The following is a 16,117-nucleotide window of genomic DNA, read 5'->3' as shown; positions in this document are numbered from 1 at the left end:
CTGACCAGCTTACATGCGGAAGTTTTCGCCGAGATAGACCTTGCGCACATCGGCGTTCTCGACGATCTCGGCCGGTGTGCCTTCGGCCAGCACCGAGCCTTCACTGATGATGTAGGCGCGGTCACAAATGCCCAGCGTCTCGCGCACATTGTGGTCGGTGATCAAGACACCGATGCCGCGCGCTTTCAGGAAGCCGATGATGCGCTGGATTTCCAGCACCGCGATCGGGTCAACACCGGCGAAAGGTTCGTCCAGCAGGATGAAGCGCGGCTGCGTCGCCAGCGCGCGGGCGATCTCGACGCGCCGCCGCTCACCGCCCGACAAGGCCGGCGCCGGGCTGTCGCGCAGCTTTTCGATGCTGAGATCGTGCAGCAGGCTTTCCAGCAACTCATTGATGCGGGCGGGCGAAAAGGCACGACCGTCCGGGCCGATTTGCAACTCCAACACCGCGCGGATGTTTTGCTCGGTCGTCAGCTTGCGGAAGATCGAAGCCTCTTGCGGCAAATAGCTCAGGCCTAGGCGCGCGCGCTCATGGATCGGCAGGTGCTGTACTTCGCGACCGTCGATACGGATCTCGCCGGCATCGGCGCGCACCAGACCGACGATCATGTAAAAGCTGGTCGTCTTGCCGGCGCCATTGGGGCCCAGCAAGCCGACCACCTCACCGCTGTTGACGCCGACATGGACATTGGTGACGACCCGGCGCACCCCATAACTCTTGGCCAAACCCTCGGCCTCCAGGCGGCTGCGCGGCCCTGCTTCCAGCGCCGGGATTGAAGCGGCTTGGCTCATAGCGGCTTGCGCTGCTGCAGGGTCTGGCTGGGCTGCAGCGGCACGGCCGAAGCCGCAGCACTCGCCTCGGCCGCTGCCGCACCGCGCGGCATCAGCACCACCCGCACCCGCCCGCTGGGGTGGGGCGAGGCGGCGCCGCCTTCGGCCGTGAAGACTTCGCTGCGGTTGTTGTAGACGATCAGCGCGCCGGTGACTTCGTCGGCGACCTTGCTGCCTTGGGTGCGGCGCACGACCGCATTGCCCAGAAAGCGCACCGAGTCGCTGCGGGTGTCGTATTCGAGTGCGTCGGCAGAGCCCTCGATCGCCTCGCCGGGCACGTCGCGCGCTTGGCGAAAGCTGACTTGCTTGCCGGTTTTGCCGCTGGCATTGGCCTGGTAGTAGCCGTCGCCGGTTTCACGCAGGTCAATGCGCTCGGCCCGCAGCACCAGGCTGCCCCGGCTCAGCACCACATCACCGAGAAACTCGGTCCTTTGATTGGCGACATCAACGCTGCCGCCTTTTTCGGAGGCGATGTTCAAGGGCATCAGATGATCGGCTTTCTCGGCCCATGCCGGCCCGGCAGCCAGCGGCAGCAAGGCGCCAAGTGCCACGGCCATGCCCGCCAGCCTTGGCAGTAAAACAGCGGCGCAGCGGCGGTGGGTGGGCGTTTGGGTAGGCTTCATCTGGGTGGCGGCACAATTCTTGCAGACCATTCTAGCCCGGGGGTGGCTTTGCCCCCCTCACTCAGCTCTTGTTGCGTGCCAGCTTGATCAAATGATCGGCCACCGACAAGGCCTGCGGCACGCCGCCGGCCATGCTGGGCGAGGTCAAAAAGCGTCCGCCGATGCCCAAGGCCGGCACGCCGTCGGCACGGTAGGCCTCGGCCAGCTTGGTCGATTGGCCGAGCCGGGTCTGCGCGCCAAAGGAGTTGAAGGCGGCGCTGAATTTGGCCCCGTCCAAGCCCTTGCCGACGGCCCAGTCGGTGATGGCTTTCTCGCTGCTCAGATCCAGATGCTCGACTTGCAGTGCCTTGAAGACCTGTTCATGTAAATCGCCGAGCCGGCCCAAGCTCTCCAGCGCGTAGAACAAACGCTGGTGCAGCTTGTGCATGGCGCCCACGCCGACATGAATGCGGCGCAGCTGCACATCCGGCGCAAGGCTCTTGCTCCAGGCCGTCAGGGCGGGATCAAAGGCAAAGCAATGCGGGCAGGTGTAGAGGAAGAACTCAAATACCTCGATCTTGCCGTCGGCACCAGCGCTGGCCAGCGGCTGGGCCAGGCGCACAAATTGTTTGCCCTCGACGGGGCTCTGGGCCCGGGCCAAACCGGACATGCCGGCCACCCCGGCAGCGGCCAGCGTGAGGAGTCCTGTACCGAAGTTGCGGCGCTGAATGCTCATGGGCTTAGGCCTTGTTGGCGCGCAATTGCTTGATCAGATAGTCGGCCACCATCACCGCTTGCTGACCATGCTGGGTTTCGGTCTGCCCTTGGATGCCGGCCATGGCCGGCGAGGTCAGGAACTTGCCGCCAATGCCTAAAGCGGGCACGCCGTCGATGCGATAGGCTTCCGACAGCTTGCTGGCCTGCGCGCTCTTGGTCTGCACGCCAAAGGAGTTGAAGGCAGCGGTGAATTTGGCCATGTCCAGGCCCATGCGGGCGGCCAGGTCCAGGATGGACTTCTCGTCGTCCAGGTTCAGACGCTCGACGTGGAAGGCGCTGAACACGCGCGGCAGCAGTTCTTCTTCCTTGCCCATCGCCTCGAGTGCAAAGAACAGGCGCTGATGCAGTTTGATATTGGCGCGAAAGCCCACATGCACCCGGCGGAAGCTGACGTCGGTCGGCAGTTGCTTGGACCAGGCCTGCACGACCGGCTCGAAGGCGAAACAATGCGGGCAGCCGTACCAGAAGAATTCGACCACTTCGATCTTGCCCGGTGTGACCGGCAGCGGCTGGGACAAACGCTGGAATTGCTTGCCTTCGATCGGGCCACCCTGGGCAAAGGCCAGGTTTGGCAGAGCCGCAGCGGCCATAGCGCTGAGGCTGCACAGTGCAGAAAAATCGCGACGCTTCATCATCTTGAAAATCCTCGGGGCAGAAAACAAAAGGGGAAGGGGGATGGTCGACGCGCGCCGAATCAGCGCTGCACACGCACCAGATTGGCTTCGATGCCGGCGGCTTCGACCTTGCGCTGCAACTCTTCCGCTTCTTCGCGGTTGTCCAACGGGCCAATGCGCACGCGCATCACCGTGCGGCCGGACTGCTCGCGCTCCAGCACCTTGGCGCTGAAGCCGAGCATGGCCAAGCGGGCGCGTTGCTGTTCCGCGTCCTCGGTTTTGACGAAAGCGCCGGCTTGCACGAAATAGATAAAAGGCTCGGCGGGGCTGGCCAGCGCTGCGGCGGCTTTGGTGTCGGCCTTTTTATCGCCGGTTTTGTCGCTTGCCTTTTCAGCCGTTTTTTCGGTCGTTTTTTCGACTTTGTCAGTAGCTTTTGCGTTGGCTGCGGCAGCGGGCAGCGCATGTGCAGCGCTGCTTGCGGCCGTAGCAGGAGCGACTGCCGGCGCCGCTATGACGGGTGCCGGGGCGGTATCGGTGCCGGTTGCAACTGCAGCAGGGGCGGCCCCGCCCGCCGCACCGCCGACCACACCGCTGGCCACCTTGGCGCCGGCCTTGCCGGCCAAGGGCGCGTTAGGGTCCCAGTTCTTGTTGCGGGCCGCTTCCTCTATATCTTGCTCGGCGGTGCGCAGCGGCACCTTGTTGATGAAGGGAATCGGCACCTTGGCGATGTAGAGCGCCACGCCGAGTGCGACGCCCAGGCCCAGCAGCACGCCGACAATCAACCCCAGCACAAAGCCGCCGCGCTGTCCTTGCTTCGCGCTACTGTTGCTTTTACTGCTGCTACTTTGGCTCATGCGGCTTCCTCGATCGCTTCGCGGCTCATGGTGGTGGGTGCGGTGACGCCCAACACGTCCAGCGCGTTGGCAATTACCTGGCGGGTGGCGGCCAGCAAGGCGGCACGCGCCTGGCTCAAGGCCGGCGTCTGGTCCAGCACCCGCTCGGCGGCATAGTAACTGTGATAGCAAGCGGCGAGGTCGCGCAGGTAGAAAGCGACATCGTGCGGCGCCAGCGACTCGGCCGCGCTGCTCAGCATGCGCGGGTAATCGGCCAGCTTGAGCATCAAGGCGGCTTCGGTCGGCGCGCTCAGCAGGCTCAGGTCTGCTTGACCCAGCGTGGCCTCGTCACCGCCACGCGCGACCCAGTTGCGAATCACCGAGCAGATCCGTGCATGGGCGTACTGCACATAGAAGACCGGGTTTTCGTCGTTCTGCTTCAAGGCCAGATCGACGTCGAAGGTGAACTCGGTATCCGCCTTGCGGCCGATCAGGAAGAAGCGCACTGCGTCGCGGCTGGTCCAGTCGACCAGATCGCGCAGCGTCACATAACTGCCGGCCCGCTTGGAGATCTTGACCTCCTCGCCGCCCTTCATCACGGTGACCATCTTGTGCAGAATGTAGTCGGGGAAGCCCTGCGGGATGCCGACATTGGCCGCTTGCAGGCCGCCGCGCACACGGGCAATCGTGCCGTGGTGGTCGGTGCCCTGGATGTTGATGCACTTGGTATAGCCACGCTGGAACTTGTCGATGTGATAAGCCACATCAGGCACGAAGTAGGTGTAGCCGCCTTCAGATTTGCGCATCACCCGGTCTTTGTCGTCGCCGTAATCGGTGGTGCGCAGCCACAGCGCGCCGCCTTCTTCGAAGGTCTTGCCGCTGGCCATCAGCTTGGCGATGGTGTCATCGACGCGGCCGCTGCTATAGAGGCCGGACTCAAGGAAGTAGCTGTCGAACTTCAAACCGAAAGCCTGCAGGTCCAGGTCTTGTTCGTGGCGCAGGTAGGCGACGGCGAACTGGCGGATGCTGTCCAGGTCTTCGATGTCGCCCGAGGCGGTGAACTGGCGGTCATCTGCCACCACCGTCTGCTTGGCCAGAAATGCGTCGGCGATGTCCTGGATGTAGTCGCCGTTGTAGGCGCTCTCCGGCCAGCCGGCATCGCCGGGCTTGAGCCCCTTGAGGCGGCATTGGGTGGAGTTGGCCAGCGTGGCGATTTGCACGCCGGCGTCGTTGTAATAGAACTCGCGTGTGACCTGCGAGCCTTGGGTCTTGAAAAGGCTGCACAGCGCGTCGCCCAGGGCGGCCTGGCGGGCATGGCCGACGTGCAGCGGGCCGGTCGGGTTGGCCGAAACGAACTCCACCATCACGTGGCGCTCATTGGCCGGCTGCTGGCCGAAGACCGCGCCGGCGCTCAAGACCTCGGCGACGACGGCCTGCTTGGCGGCGTCGGTCAGGCGGATATTGATAAAGCCGGGGCCGGCGATTTCCATGCTGGACACCCAGCGCTGAAAGGCCGGGCGGCTGTTCAAGGCATCAATCAGTGCCTGCGCCAATTCGCGCGGGTTCTTCTTGAGCGGCTTGGCCATCTGCATGGCGGCCGTGCAGGCGAAGTCGCCATGGCTGGCCTGCTTTGGCGATTCAAAGGCAGCCAGCAGCGCGGAGCCGGGGCTGAGTTCCTGGATGGCTTCGCCCAGGGCGGCGAGCAGTTCTTGCTTGGCTTGGATCATTTGGCAATTCTACGGGGCTGGGGACCCTCAGCAGAACCAAACTGGGTCGCGTTTGCGAGAGAACAGGCCGGCTCGCAGGCGCAGTGCGAAGGTCGGGCTCTATGCCCGACTGCCGAGCACTGCAACGACCGAGAGGGCCTGTTATCTCGCAAACCCTTCGGGGCGGGCCTTTGCGGGCGCTGGCCGGCGTTGCGACCCTTGCCCAGACACGAGTCTGGGCGGCGGTCCGCGCCTTGGCCAACATCCCGCAAAGATCCCGCCGCGGCCCAGCTTGGTTCTGCTGAGGGTCCCAGTATGATGGAAGGCATGTCCACGGACCCTGATCTGCCCCTAGAGGCCAACGTCGACTTGCCGGTTTATATCGGCAAGTACAGGGTCACGCGCCGCCTGGGTGAGGGCGCCACCAGCGATGTGTTCCTGGCTTTCGATGAATTCCGCAAGGCCGAGGTGGCGATCAAGCGCATGCGCTCCTGGGCTACGCAAAGCCGCGCCGGCCAGCAGGGTGACTACAGCTTTCACTTCTATGCCGCCGAGGCTGCGCTGGCCGGGCGGCTTCAACACCCGAACGTGGTGCAAATCCTCGACGCCGTGCCCGAGCAGGACGCGCCCTATCTGGTGATGGAGTTTGTGCCCGGCGTGACGCTGAAGCATTTTTGCCGCAGCGACAGGCTGCTGCCGCTGGACCAGATCGTCGAGCTGGGCTTCAAGTGCGCAATGGCGCTGAGCTATGTGTTCCGCCAAGGCCTGATTCACCGCGACGTCAAACCGGCCAATCTCTTGGCGGTGCTGGACGCTGCGGGGCAAGTCACTGACGTCAAAGTCAGTGATTTCGGCAGCGCCTTGAATCTGCATTCCGATTCGACGCAAGTGCACCGCGTGGGTTCTCTGGCCTATATGCCGCCGGAGCAAATCGAGGGCGGTGACGTCGATTGCCGTGCCGATATCTATGCGCTGGGCGCCGTGCTCTATCACCTGGTGGCGGGCCGCCCGCCCTTCGATGCGCCCAGCCAGATGGCCTTGATGCACCAGATTTATCACCAGGCGCCGCCCTCGCTGATCGGGCTGCGCGGCGGCGTCACGGCCGAGCTGGATGCGGTGATATTGAAGGCGCTGTCCAAGCACCCCGAGGCCCGATATGCCGATTGGGAAGCGTTTGGCCGCGCGCTGTCGGAGTTGGTGTCCAAGCAATTGGTGCCGCTGGCCCGGCTCTATGAGGTGAAGGATTCAGAGCGTTTCAATATGCTGCGCGCGCTGGAATTTTTTGCCGACTTTGGTGATGTGGAACTGTGGGAGGTGGTGCACCGGGGGCGCTGGCGGCGTTTTCCGCCCGAGCATGCGCTCTACAAGCGCGGCCAGGAGGGCAATACCTTTCACATCATTGCGCAGGGCGCGGTCGAGGTGTTCCGAGATGGCAATAAGGTCGCCACGCTGGGCCAAGGCACTTCGGTCGGCGAGATGGCTTATCTGGCGCCTAACCCCGATCTGCGCAGGCACAGCACCGATGTGATGGTGAGTGAGATCTGCACCACGATCTCGTTCACGCCCGAGTCGCTGGGGATGTTGAGTCCCGAATGTCAGCACCGGTTCGATCGGGGCTTCATCCAGGTGCTGGTGCGGCGCTTGCACGCCGCGCATGAATCAATGGCGCATCCGCGCCGCATCATGTAAACCCGTCTTGAGCTTGTCGCGTTGTCATGCTTGAATTGACCGTCAGGTAGTTTTCAACCCATCCACTCAGAAAGATCTCAGATGAAGAAACTGATTAGCTTTGCGGCCTTGGCCACGCTTGCTTTTGCCGGTATTGCTCACGCAGCCGACGCCACTTGTGACGCGCAAGCCGCCGAGAAGAAACTGGCCGGTGCTGCCAAAACCAGCTTCCTGAAGAAGTGCAATGCCGATCACCCTGCCGCCGGCAATCCTGCTTGCGAAGCCAAGGCTGCCGAGAAGAAGTTGCACGGCGCAGCGCAAACCAGTTTCATGAAGAAATGCGTGGCCGATGGTGGGCCGGTGGCTGAGGCCGCCGCTCCAGCCGTCGATGCTGGCGCTGCTTGTGCTGCCAAGTCGGCCGAGAAGAAGCTGGCCGGCGCGGCCAAGACCAGCTTCGAGAAGAAGTGCGTGGCCGACGCTGCTGCGAAGTAAATCCTTGCTTGAGTCCTGCCTGGGCGGTGCGCGGAGATCGCGCCCGCCTATGGCGTTCATCGGCGCCAATAGGCCTCGTTGCCGTAATTCAGTTTCAAAAATTCTATCCACAGCCGTACGCGCAGCGGCAGATGCTTGCGTTGCGGAATCAGCACGAAGATCCCGTTAGGTGGCGCGGCAAAGGCGCCCAGCACGGCGACAAGTCGACCGGCCTGGATGTCGGCTTCAACCTCCCAGGTGCTACGCCAGGCCAGGCCCAAGCCGGCCAGGCACCAGTCGTGCAAGACCTGGCCGTCGCTGCAGTCCAGCCGCCCGCCCGGGCGGGCATAGATCACTTCGCCCTCAACAAGGAAGGCCCAGCCGCGCGTCTGGCTGGCGTCGGAGCTGAGCATCAGGCAGCTGTGGCGCGCCAATTCGTTCGGGTGTTGCGGTGTGCCGGCGCGCTTCAGATAGGAAGGCGTGGCGACGCACAGGCGCCGGTTATCGGCCAGTCGCATGCTGACCAGACTGGAATCGGGCAGGTCGCCGACACGCACCGCGCAATCAAATCCCTCGCCACTGATGTCAACCACGCGGTCGCTCAGGTTCAGTGAAATGCTCACGTCCGGATGCTCGGCCAAGAACTCCGGCACCAAGGGCGCGACATGGCGGCGCCCAAAACCGGCCGGCGCGGTGATGCGCAAATGGCCGCTGGCCTTGACGCCGCCGGCGCTGACGCTGGCTTCGGCGTTGTTGAAGTCGACCAGCAGGCGCTGGCAGTCCTCCAGGAATGCACTGCCTTCATGCGTCAAGCTGATGCGCCGCGTGGTGCGCAGCAAGAGCTTGACGCCCAAGCGGGACTCCAGCGCGTCGATGCGTCTGCCCATCACCGCCGGGGCCACGCCTTCGACCTGAGCCGCAGCGGTCAGGCTGCCGCGGGTGGCTACCGAGACAAAGGATTCGATCTGCTTGAGGCGGTCCATGGGGCATGATTGTGCTGCCGCGCACCGCTAAAAAACTCTTGTTTCGTCTGATTCGTGCAAATTAATCAGGTATTCAATGCGTCTGAGGTGATGAATGGCGGCAGCAAAGTCGAATAGATTGTCGGTATTCCGTTTTCTTATCAAGGCTAGACACCATGACCGCACGCACCCAAATCCACGGTTTGCAAGTCGCAACCGAGCTCTTCAACTTCATTGAGCAGCAGGTGCTGCCCGGCACCGGCGTGCAAAGCGCCGCGTTCTGGGCCGGTTTTGACGCCATCGTCAGTGACTTGGCGCCCAAGAACATCGCCTTGCTGGCCGAGCGTGACCGTCTCCAAACCGACTTGGACGCCTGGCACCGCGCCTATCCTGGCCCGATCACCGATATGCCCGCCTATCGCGCGCACCTGGAGCAGATTGGCTATTTGGTGCCTGCGCCCGGCGCGGTGCAGATCAGCACCGACCATGTCGACGCGGAGTTGGCACTGCAGGCCGGCCCGCAACTGGTGGTGCCTATCCTGAATGCCCGCTATGCCTTGAACGCGGCCAATGCGCGCTGGGGCTCGCTCTATGACGCGCTCTACGGCACCGATGTGATTGCCGAGACCGATGGCGCAGAAAAGGCGGGCCGCTACAACCCGGTGCGCGGCGCCAAGGTGATTGCCTTTGCGCGTCAGGTGCTGGATCAAGCTGCCCCGCTGCAGACCGGCTCGCACAAAGAGGCGACCGGCTACCGTGTTGAAGCCGGTCGCTTGGTGGTGGAGCAAGGCGGTGCCGCGACCAGCTTGTCCGACCCTGCGCAATTCATCGGCTACCAGGGGGATGCTGCCGCGCCGAGTTCCGTGCTCCTGCGCCACAACGGCTTGCATCTGGACATTCAAATCGATCGTTCGACGGCAATTGGGCAGAGCGACGCCGCCGGCGTCAGCGATCTGGTTCTGGAGGCGGCGCTGTCGACGATTCTGGACTTGGAAGACTCGGTCGCTGTCGTCGATGCCGAAGACAAGGTGTTGGCCTATGGTAATTGGCTAGGCATTCTCAAAGGCACGCTGACGGAAGAGGTCAGCAAGGGCGGCAAGGTTTTCTCGCGCAGCCTGAACCCGGATCGGGTCTATACCGGCGCGGCAGGCGGCGAGGTCAAGTTGCATGGCCGCTCTTTGATGTTTGTGCGTAATGTCGGCCACCTGATGACAAATCCGGCGATTCTTTACGGAACGGGCCAAGAAATCCCCGAAGGCATCATGGACGCCGTCATCACGACGACCATCGCCATCCATGACTTGCAGCGCAAGGGCAACTCCCGCACCGGTTCGGTCTATATCGTCAAGCCCAAGATGCATGGCCCGGCCGAAGTCGCTTTCGCATCCGAGATCTTTGGCCGTGTCGAGTCCGTGCTGGGTCTGCCGCAGAACACCGTCAAGCTCGGCATCATGGACGAAGAGCGCCGCACCAGCGTCAATCTGAAAGCCTGTATCGCGGCCGCTGCCAGTCGCGTCGCCTTCATCAACACCGGTTTCTTGGACCGCACCGGTGACGAGATGCACACCGCCATGCAGGCAGGCGCCATGTTCCGCAAAGGCGATATGAAGACGAGCACCTGGATTGCCGCCTATGAGCGCAGCAATGTGCTGACAGGTCTCTCTTGCGGCTTGCGTGGTCGCGCGCAGATCGGCAAGGGCATGTGGGCGATGCCGGATCTGATGGCGGCCATGCTGGAGCAAAAAATTGCCCACCCCAAAGCGGGCGCCAACACGGCCTGGGTGCCATCGCCGACCGCCGCGACCTTGCACGCCTTGCACTATCACCAAGTCAATGTGGCGGAGGTGCAAAAGGAGTTGGAACAGATCGATGCGGATGCAGAGCGCAACTCGATCCTCGACAAATTGCTGCAAATTCCGGTAGTCGCACAAGCGAAATGGGCTGCCGCCGAGATTCAGCAGGAGTTGGACAACAACGCCCAGGGCATTTTGGGTTATGTGGTGCGCTGGGTGGACCAGGGTGTGGGTTGTTCCAAGGTGCCGGATATTCATAACGTCGGCCTGATGGAGGACCGGGCCACGCTGAGAATTTCCAGTCAGCACATTGCCAACTGGCTATTGCATGGTGTGACGAGCGCAGCGCAAGTCACCGAAACCTTCGAGCGCATGGCGGCGGTGGTGGACGGGCAAAACGCCGGCGACGCGCTGTATCAGCCGATGGCCGGGCATTTTGAGACTTCGGCGGCCTACCAAGCGGCGCTGGACTTGGTCTTCAAGGGGCTGGAGCAGCCCAGCGGCTATACCGAGCCGCTGCTGCATGCTTGGCGCAGACAAGTGAAGGCACTTAGGGCTTGAATTTTCGGTTTGAGTCTGCTAGCGCGCTCACCTACAGCAAGCAGCCCCTTAATCAGAGGGGGTGTTGCATCTTTGTCACGGGGACATATCACCATGTCCTTTGGCACGGGGGGGCGGTAAAGTTTTGTTACCAAGAGCCGTTGTTCTGGTCGGACCTGCCCAAAGAAGGCGAGTCATCGGCAGCAGCGATTGTGACAAAACCACTACCCCAAGGTTAACTAAAGATGATTTCTAAAACCCATAAAGTCAGCGCCGTTGGCGCGGCTGTTTTCATCGCGATCGGCACCATGGCCACCGCTGCGCAGGCTCAGACGGCCGAGGCTCAGCAGTTGGAGCGTATCGAGATCACAGGTAGCCGCATCAAGCGGATCGACGCCGAAACCTCGCAGCCGGTGTTTTCTCTCAATAGAGAAGCGCTGCAAGCCACCGGCTTGACATCTGTGGGCGAGATGATTCAGCAGATCAGCACGAACGGCTCGGCGCTGAACTCCACGTTCAATAACGGCGGTAACGGCGAATCGCAAGTGAGCTTGCGTAACCTGGGGTCCGGCCGAACCCTCGTGCTTGTGAATGGCAAGCGCTGGGTTGGTGGTACTGGCTTGGGCGGCGCAGTCGACCTCAACACCATCCCGACCGCTGCAGTCGAGCGGATTGACGTGCTGAAAGACGGCGCGTCTGCAACTTACGGCTCAGACGCTATCGCTGGCGTGGTGAACGTGATCTTGCGCAAGTCCTTCGAAGGCATGGAGTTCAATGGCTACACAGGTCAGTATGGCAAAGGTGACGGTAAGCGCCAGTCTGTCGACCTGACCATTGGCGGCAATTCGGGCAAGGTGCGCTCGGTGTTGGGCATGGCTTATGTCAAGGAAGACGCGCTCGGAGCAGGCGACCGAGACATCTCGGCCGTCCCCGTCGTCAACACCGGCGTGACCTTCGGCAGCTCCACCATCCCTGGTGGCCGCTTCGGCCTTTGCAAAGGCACTTTCAACTCTGTGACCGGCGCCTGTACCGGTGGCGAATCACGCCCCGGCGGCGCTTCGGGTCAGTTCACCTACGATCCGGGCAAGCTTGGCAAGGACTGGCGCGCCTACAGCGCGGCTGACAACTACAACTTCGCACCCGACAACTACCTGGTGACGCCGCAAGAGCGCGCCTCTGTGTTTGGCCGCGTGCAGTACGACATCAGCGACAAGGTCACGGCCAGCATGATGGCGGTGTTTAATAACCGCAAGTCCGAGCAGTTGCTGGCTGCGATGCCTATCGTGCTGGGCACCGGCCCTGGCGCTGGTTCCATCGCCAAGACGATTTCGATCAGCAAAGACAGCATGTACAACCCGTTCGGCTTGGACGTGTCGCGCGTGCAGCGTCGTGCGGTTGAAACCGGCGGCCGTTCGTTCAAGCAAGACGTCAACACCAGCGGCTTCAATGCCGGCCTGGAAGGCAGCTTCACAATGCTGGAGCGTGATTTCAGCTGGGATGCTGGCGCCACCTATGGCCGCAACAGCCAGCAAGACACGACCAAGGGCTTGTTCAATCTGCTGGCCATGCGTTCCGCACTCGGCCCGTCGATGATGGATGGCAAGGGTGTGCCGACCTGCGTGAGCAAGGCCGGCGATATCGCCACTCGCATCAACGGTTGCGTGCCTATGAACCTGTTGGGCGGTGTCGGCTCGATCACGCCGGACATGCTGGGCTATTCCAGCTTTGAGGCGCATGACCTGCGGGGCTCCACGATGTCCCAGGTCTACGCCAATATGTCCGGCGACCTGGTCAAGCTGCCTGCCGGCATGGCCTCCATCGCCGTGGGTATTGAGCGCCGCAGCGAGTCGGGTTATGACCGTCCGGATGCCCTGATCGCTTCGGGCAACACCACGGGCAATTCCCGCACAGCGACTGATGGCAGCTACAACGTCAAAGAGGCTTTCGGTGAGTTGTCGATTCCTCTGCTGAAGGGCCTGCCCTTCGCCAAGATGATTGACCTGTCGGTTGCGACGCGCTATTCCGACTATTCGAACTTCGGCAGTACGACCAATAGCAAGGCCGGTTTGCGTTGGCAAGTCGTCGACAGCTTCATGGTCCGCGGTAACTGGGGCCAAGGCTTCCGTGCGCCGTCGATCTCTGAGCTGTACCAGGGCGTGTCTGACAGCTTCCCAACCTTGGGCGATCCTTGCTCGACGACCAGCGGTGGCGGCTACGCTAAGTTGACCGACGAGCAAAAGGGCCGTTGCCATGCGCAAGGCGTGCCAGTGGGCGGTTACGACCAAGGCAACTCGCAGATTCGCATCAGCGTTGGCGGCAACCCCAACTTGAAGCCTGAGACATCCACGACCAAGACCCTTGGTGTCGTCTACGCTCCGGGCTTCTTGACCGGCTTCGACGTGTCCTTGGACTGGTGGAAGATCGATATCAAGGACGGTATCGAGACCATCGGTGCGTCCACCATTTTGGATCGTTGCATCAAGGAAGGCCAAACAGCCTTTTGCGGCGCGTACACACGTAGCCCCGGCGGCGCCATCAACACCTTGTTGTCGGCCGGCCTGAACTACGCGACGACCAAGGTTGAAGGCTACGACATGACGATTAACTATCGTCTGCCCAAGACTTCCTTCGGTACCTTTGGCTTGGTGTTGGATTCGACCTACATGAAGCAGTTCGTTGACTCCTCCGGTGAAAACCGGGTCGGCAAGTACTTCGACCGTGACAACTACTGGCGTCTGCGCAGCAATCTGAACGCCAACTGGTCTTATGGTGATTTCGGTGCAACCTGGGGCGCGCGTTACTTCGGTGCGCAGACCGAAGATTGCAGCAAAGTGGCCAATGCCGGCTTTGAGAGCCTGTGCACGACACCAAGCACGGACACGACCGATGCTTCGAACCGGATCGGCGCAGTGGTCTACCACGATGTATCAGCTTCGTACAAGGCACCTTGGAAGGGCACATTCACTGTTGGCGTGAACAACTTGTTCGACAAGAACCCGCCGATTGCGTACTCGACCGCCAACAACAGCTTTGACCCACAGTACGCGATCCCAGGTCGTTTCCTGTATGTCCGTTACGGCCAGAAGTTCTGATCGACCTAGGCTACTTGCTTAGTTAAAAACGGCTCCTTAGGGGGCCGTTTTTTTTGGGTAACTAAGTATCTGTGATGGGTAAGGCATGTTGGCTTCGCCAGGCATATCTTGACCGCCTCCTAGAATGAGCCCTCTCAAGAGGAAAAATAGTCAATGTCCCCGTCAGAAGCACCCCTTGCCGCCAAGCCCGTATTTTTGCCACAGCGCTGCGAGATCTTGATCATCGGCGCTGGCCCCGCCGGCAGTGCGGCAGCCAGGGTGTTGGCGCAAGCCGGGCTGGATGTTTTATTGGTCGACCAGCAGCCCCAAGGCCGTGACAAGATTTGCGGCGATGGGCTGATCCCGGATTCCCATGCGGCGCTGGCTCGTTTGGGCCTGCTCGACCAGGTAATGGCGCGCGCGCAGCCGGTTGCGCATGTGGGCTGCATAGGCCCGCGCGGCGGGCGCGTCGATGTGCCCGGCCACCTGGCGGTGTTGCCGCGCAAGATCCTGGACGACATCTTGTGCCAAGGTGCGCAGGATGCCGGGGCGAAGTTTTTGGCGCCGGCTCGTTTTGAGGCGACGCTGCTCGACGCCGAGCAGCGCGTCATCGGCGCGACGCTGAAGCTTGGCGACGAGTTGCGGGAAGTTCGCGCTGATTGGGTGATCCTGGCCACTGGCGCCGTACCCAAGGCGCTGAGCGCCGCCGGCCTGTGCGAGCGCCACACGCCCAGTGGCGTGGCGCTAAGGGGTTATGTGCATGCGCCCAGCATGGTCGGCCGCATCAAGGCGATGGATGTGGTGTGGTCCAAGGCCGTGCGGCCCGGTTACGGCTGGATCTTTCCTGCGCCGGACGGCTGCTTCAATATCGGCGTCGGCGTAGCGGGCAGCCACAAAACGGAAGACGGCAAGGGCAGCAAGAAAGAGCTGAACCTGCGCAAGATTTTCGATGCCTTTGTTGAGAGCTATCCGCCCGCTGCCGAGTTGATGCGCGAGGGCACCTTGGTCGGCGAGCTGAAGGGCGCGCCCTTGCGCTGCACCCTGAACGGCGCCAAGTGGAGCCGCCCCGGCCTGTTGGTGACCGGCGAGGCGGCCGGCAGTACTTACTCCTTCACCGGTGAAGGCATAGGCAAGGCGATGGAGACCGGCATCTTGGCAGCCGAAGCGCTGCTGGCCGGCCGTTCCAATGGCAGCAGCGACGAGCTGGTTCGCAGCAACTACGAACAAAGCCTGAAGGCGCTAAAGCCTAAGTTCGATCTCTACGAGCGCGCCAATCAGGTCAACGCCCACCCCTGGTTGATCGACCTGTTGATCTGGCGCGCCAACAAGAGTGAGCGCCTGGTCAAACGCATGAGCGGGGTCTTGAACGAGACCAGCAACCCGGGCAATCTGATCAGCCTGAAGGGTTTCAAACGCTTGTTCTTCGAGGGCTAAACCATGTGCCAACTGCTCGGCATGAATGCCAATACGCCCACCGACGTGATGTTCAGCTTCACCGGCTTGGCGAACCGCGCCGACGAGCATAAGGATGGCTTTGGCATTGCCTTCTTCGAGGGCCGCGGCCTGCGCCATTTTGTTGACCATCACAGCGCCCGCGTGTCGCCCTTGGCCGAGTTGGTGCAGCGCTATCCGATCAAGAGCGATAACGTCATTGCCCATATCCGCAAGGCCACTCAGGGTCAGGTGGCGCTGGAAAACACCCACCCGTTCCAGCGCGAGTTATGGGGCCGCTACTGGGTGTTTGCGCACAACGGCAACTTGAAAGAATTCGCGCCGCGCCTGCACGCAGCCTTCAAGCCGGTCGGGCAGACCGACAGCGAGCGCGCATTCTGCTGGCTGATGCAGGAACTGTCTAAAGCGCATTGCGACGTGCCCAGCATTGCCGAGCTGACCCGCACTTTGGCCGAGTTGATGCCGCAGCTCAATGCTTTTGGCACCTTCAATATGCTCTTGTCTAACGGCCAGGCGCTATGGGCGCATGGTTCGACCCATCTGCATTATTTGCAGCGACGCCAACCGTTTGGACGGGTGCATTTGCAGGATGATGACCTGAGCGTCGATTTCGCCGGCTTGACGAGCAAAGAAGACCGCGTGGCCATCATCGCCACCGAGCCGCTGACGCGCGACGAGCCCTGGGTGGCTTTCCAGCCGGGCGAGCTGAAGGTGTTTGTCGGCGGTGAGCTGATGTCCTTTTAGCCGCCATTCGGCGCCGCGATCCGCAGTTCGCCGTATCCGGCTCGCTCGAAGGG

General features: G+C 62.1%; 13 protein-coding genes. 6 read left to right on the top strand and 7 right to left on the bottom strand.

Translation table 11 applies throughout. The features are described 5' to 3' along the window. Positions 1–9: 9 nt before the first annotated feature. From lptB to argS, 6 genes are all read right to left on the bottom strand, one after another. Positions 10–792: an LPS export ABC transporter ATP-binding protein gene (lptB, locus tag LNV09_RS05685; RefSeq protein ID WP_263556111.1), complete on the bottom strand. Its 783-nt coding sequence runs from the start codon at positions 790–792 to the stop codon at positions 10–12. After that, a complete protein-coding gene (lptA, locus tag LNV09_RS05680; protein WP_263556110.1) occupies positions 789–1,454 on the bottom strand; it encodes a lipopolysaccharide transport periplasmic protein LptA in 666 nt (221 codons plus the stop codon). Before lptA ends, lptB begins: the two co-directional genes overlap by 4 nt. 61 nt (positions 1,455–1,515) lie before the next feature. Continuing rightward, on the bottom strand, positions 1,516–2,169 hold the full coding sequence (locus LNV09_RS05675; RefSeq protein WP_263556109.1) for a thiol:disulfide interchange protein DsbA/DsbL: 654 nt from the start codon (positions 2,167–2,169) through the stop codon (positions 1,516–1,518). Positions 2,170–2,173: 4 nt separating this feature from the next. After that, positions 2,174–2,845 (bottom strand): thiol:disulfide interchange protein DsbA/DsbL, encoded by a 672-nt coding sequence (locus LNV09_RS05670; RefSeq protein WP_263556108.1) that lies wholly within the window; start codon positions 2,843–2,845, stop codon positions 2,174–2,176. Positions 2,846–2,904: 59 nt separating this feature from the next. Further along, positions 2,905–3,678: an SPOR domain-containing protein gene (locus LNV09_RS05665; protein WP_263556107.1), complete on the bottom strand. Its 774-nt coding sequence runs from the start codon at positions 3,676–3,678 to the stop codon at positions 2,905–2,907. Continuing rightward, a complete protein-coding gene (argS, locus tag LNV09_RS05660) occupies positions 3,675–5,384 on the bottom strand; it encodes an arginine--tRNA ligase (protein ID WP_263556106.1) in 1,710 nt (569 codons plus the stop codon). Before argS ends, LNV09_RS05665 begins: the two co-directional genes overlap by 4 nt. A 306-nt stretch (positions 5,385–5,690) precedes the next feature. Between argS and LNV09_RS05655 the strand changes: the two genes are divergently transcribed. Together LNV09_RS05655 and LNV09_RS24705 are read left to right on the top strand one after the other, a co-directional pair. Then, on the top strand, positions 5,691–7,052 hold the full coding sequence (locus LNV09_RS05655; RefSeq protein ID WP_263556105.1) for a serine/threonine-protein kinase: 1,362 nt from the start codon (positions 5,691–5,693) through the stop codon (positions 7,050–7,052). A gap of 81 nt (positions 7,053–7,133) precedes the next feature. Then, positions 7,134–7,523 (top strand): PsiF family protein, encoded by a 390-nt coding sequence (locus LNV09_RS24705; RefSeq protein ID WP_318023270.1) that lies wholly within the window; start codon positions 7,134–7,136, stop codon positions 7,521–7,523. Positions 7,524–7,579: 56 nt separating this feature from the next. On the opposite strand, the gene LNV09_RS05645 is transcribed toward LNV09_RS24705, so the two are convergent. Continuing rightward, entirely contained in the window at positions 7,580–8,485 is a 906-nt protein-coding gene (locus LNV09_RS05645) for a LysR family transcriptional regulator (RefSeq protein ID WP_263556104.1), read from the bottom strand. 155 nt (positions 8,486–8,640) lie between these two features. Between LNV09_RS05645 and LNV09_RS05640 the strand changes: the two genes are divergently transcribed. From LNV09_RS05640 to LNV09_RS05625, 4 genes are all read left to right on the top strand, one after another. Continuing rightward, positions 8,641–10,818 (top strand): malate synthase G, encoded by a 2,178-nt coding sequence (locus LNV09_RS05640; protein WP_263556103.1) that lies wholly within the window; start codon positions 8,641–8,643, stop codon positions 10,816–10,818. A gap of 224 nt (positions 10,819–11,042) precedes the next feature. Further along, positions 11,043–13,889 (top strand): TonB-dependent receptor, encoded by a 2,847-nt coding sequence (locus tag LNV09_RS05635; RefSeq protein ID WP_263556102.1) that lies wholly within the window; start codon positions 11,043–11,045, stop codon positions 13,887–13,889. 153 nt (positions 13,890–14,042) lie between these two features. Further along, positions 14,043–15,302 carry an NAD(P)/FAD-dependent oxidoreductase gene (locus tag LNV09_RS05630; protein WP_263556101.1) on the top strand — a complete coding sequence of 420 codons (1,260 nt, stop codon included), beginning with the start codon at positions 14,043–14,045 and terminating at the stop codon, positions 15,300–15,302. 3 nt (positions 15,303–15,305) lie between these two features. Then, positions 15,306–16,064 (top strand): class II glutamine amidotransferase, encoded by a 759-nt coding sequence (locus LNV09_RS05625; protein WP_263556100.1) that lies wholly within the window; start codon positions 15,306–15,308, stop codon positions 16,062–16,064. Positions 16,065–16,117 lie beyond the last annotated feature (53 nt).

It is taken from the genome of Paucibacter sp. B2R-40 (genome assembly GCF_025717555.1).
GTDB lineage: Bacteria > Pseudomonadota > Gammaproteobacteria > Burkholderiales > Burkholderiaceae_C > Paucibacter_A.
Note: the sequence above shows the minus strand (reverse complement) of the source record. Positions and strands in the feature narration are given on the sequence as shown.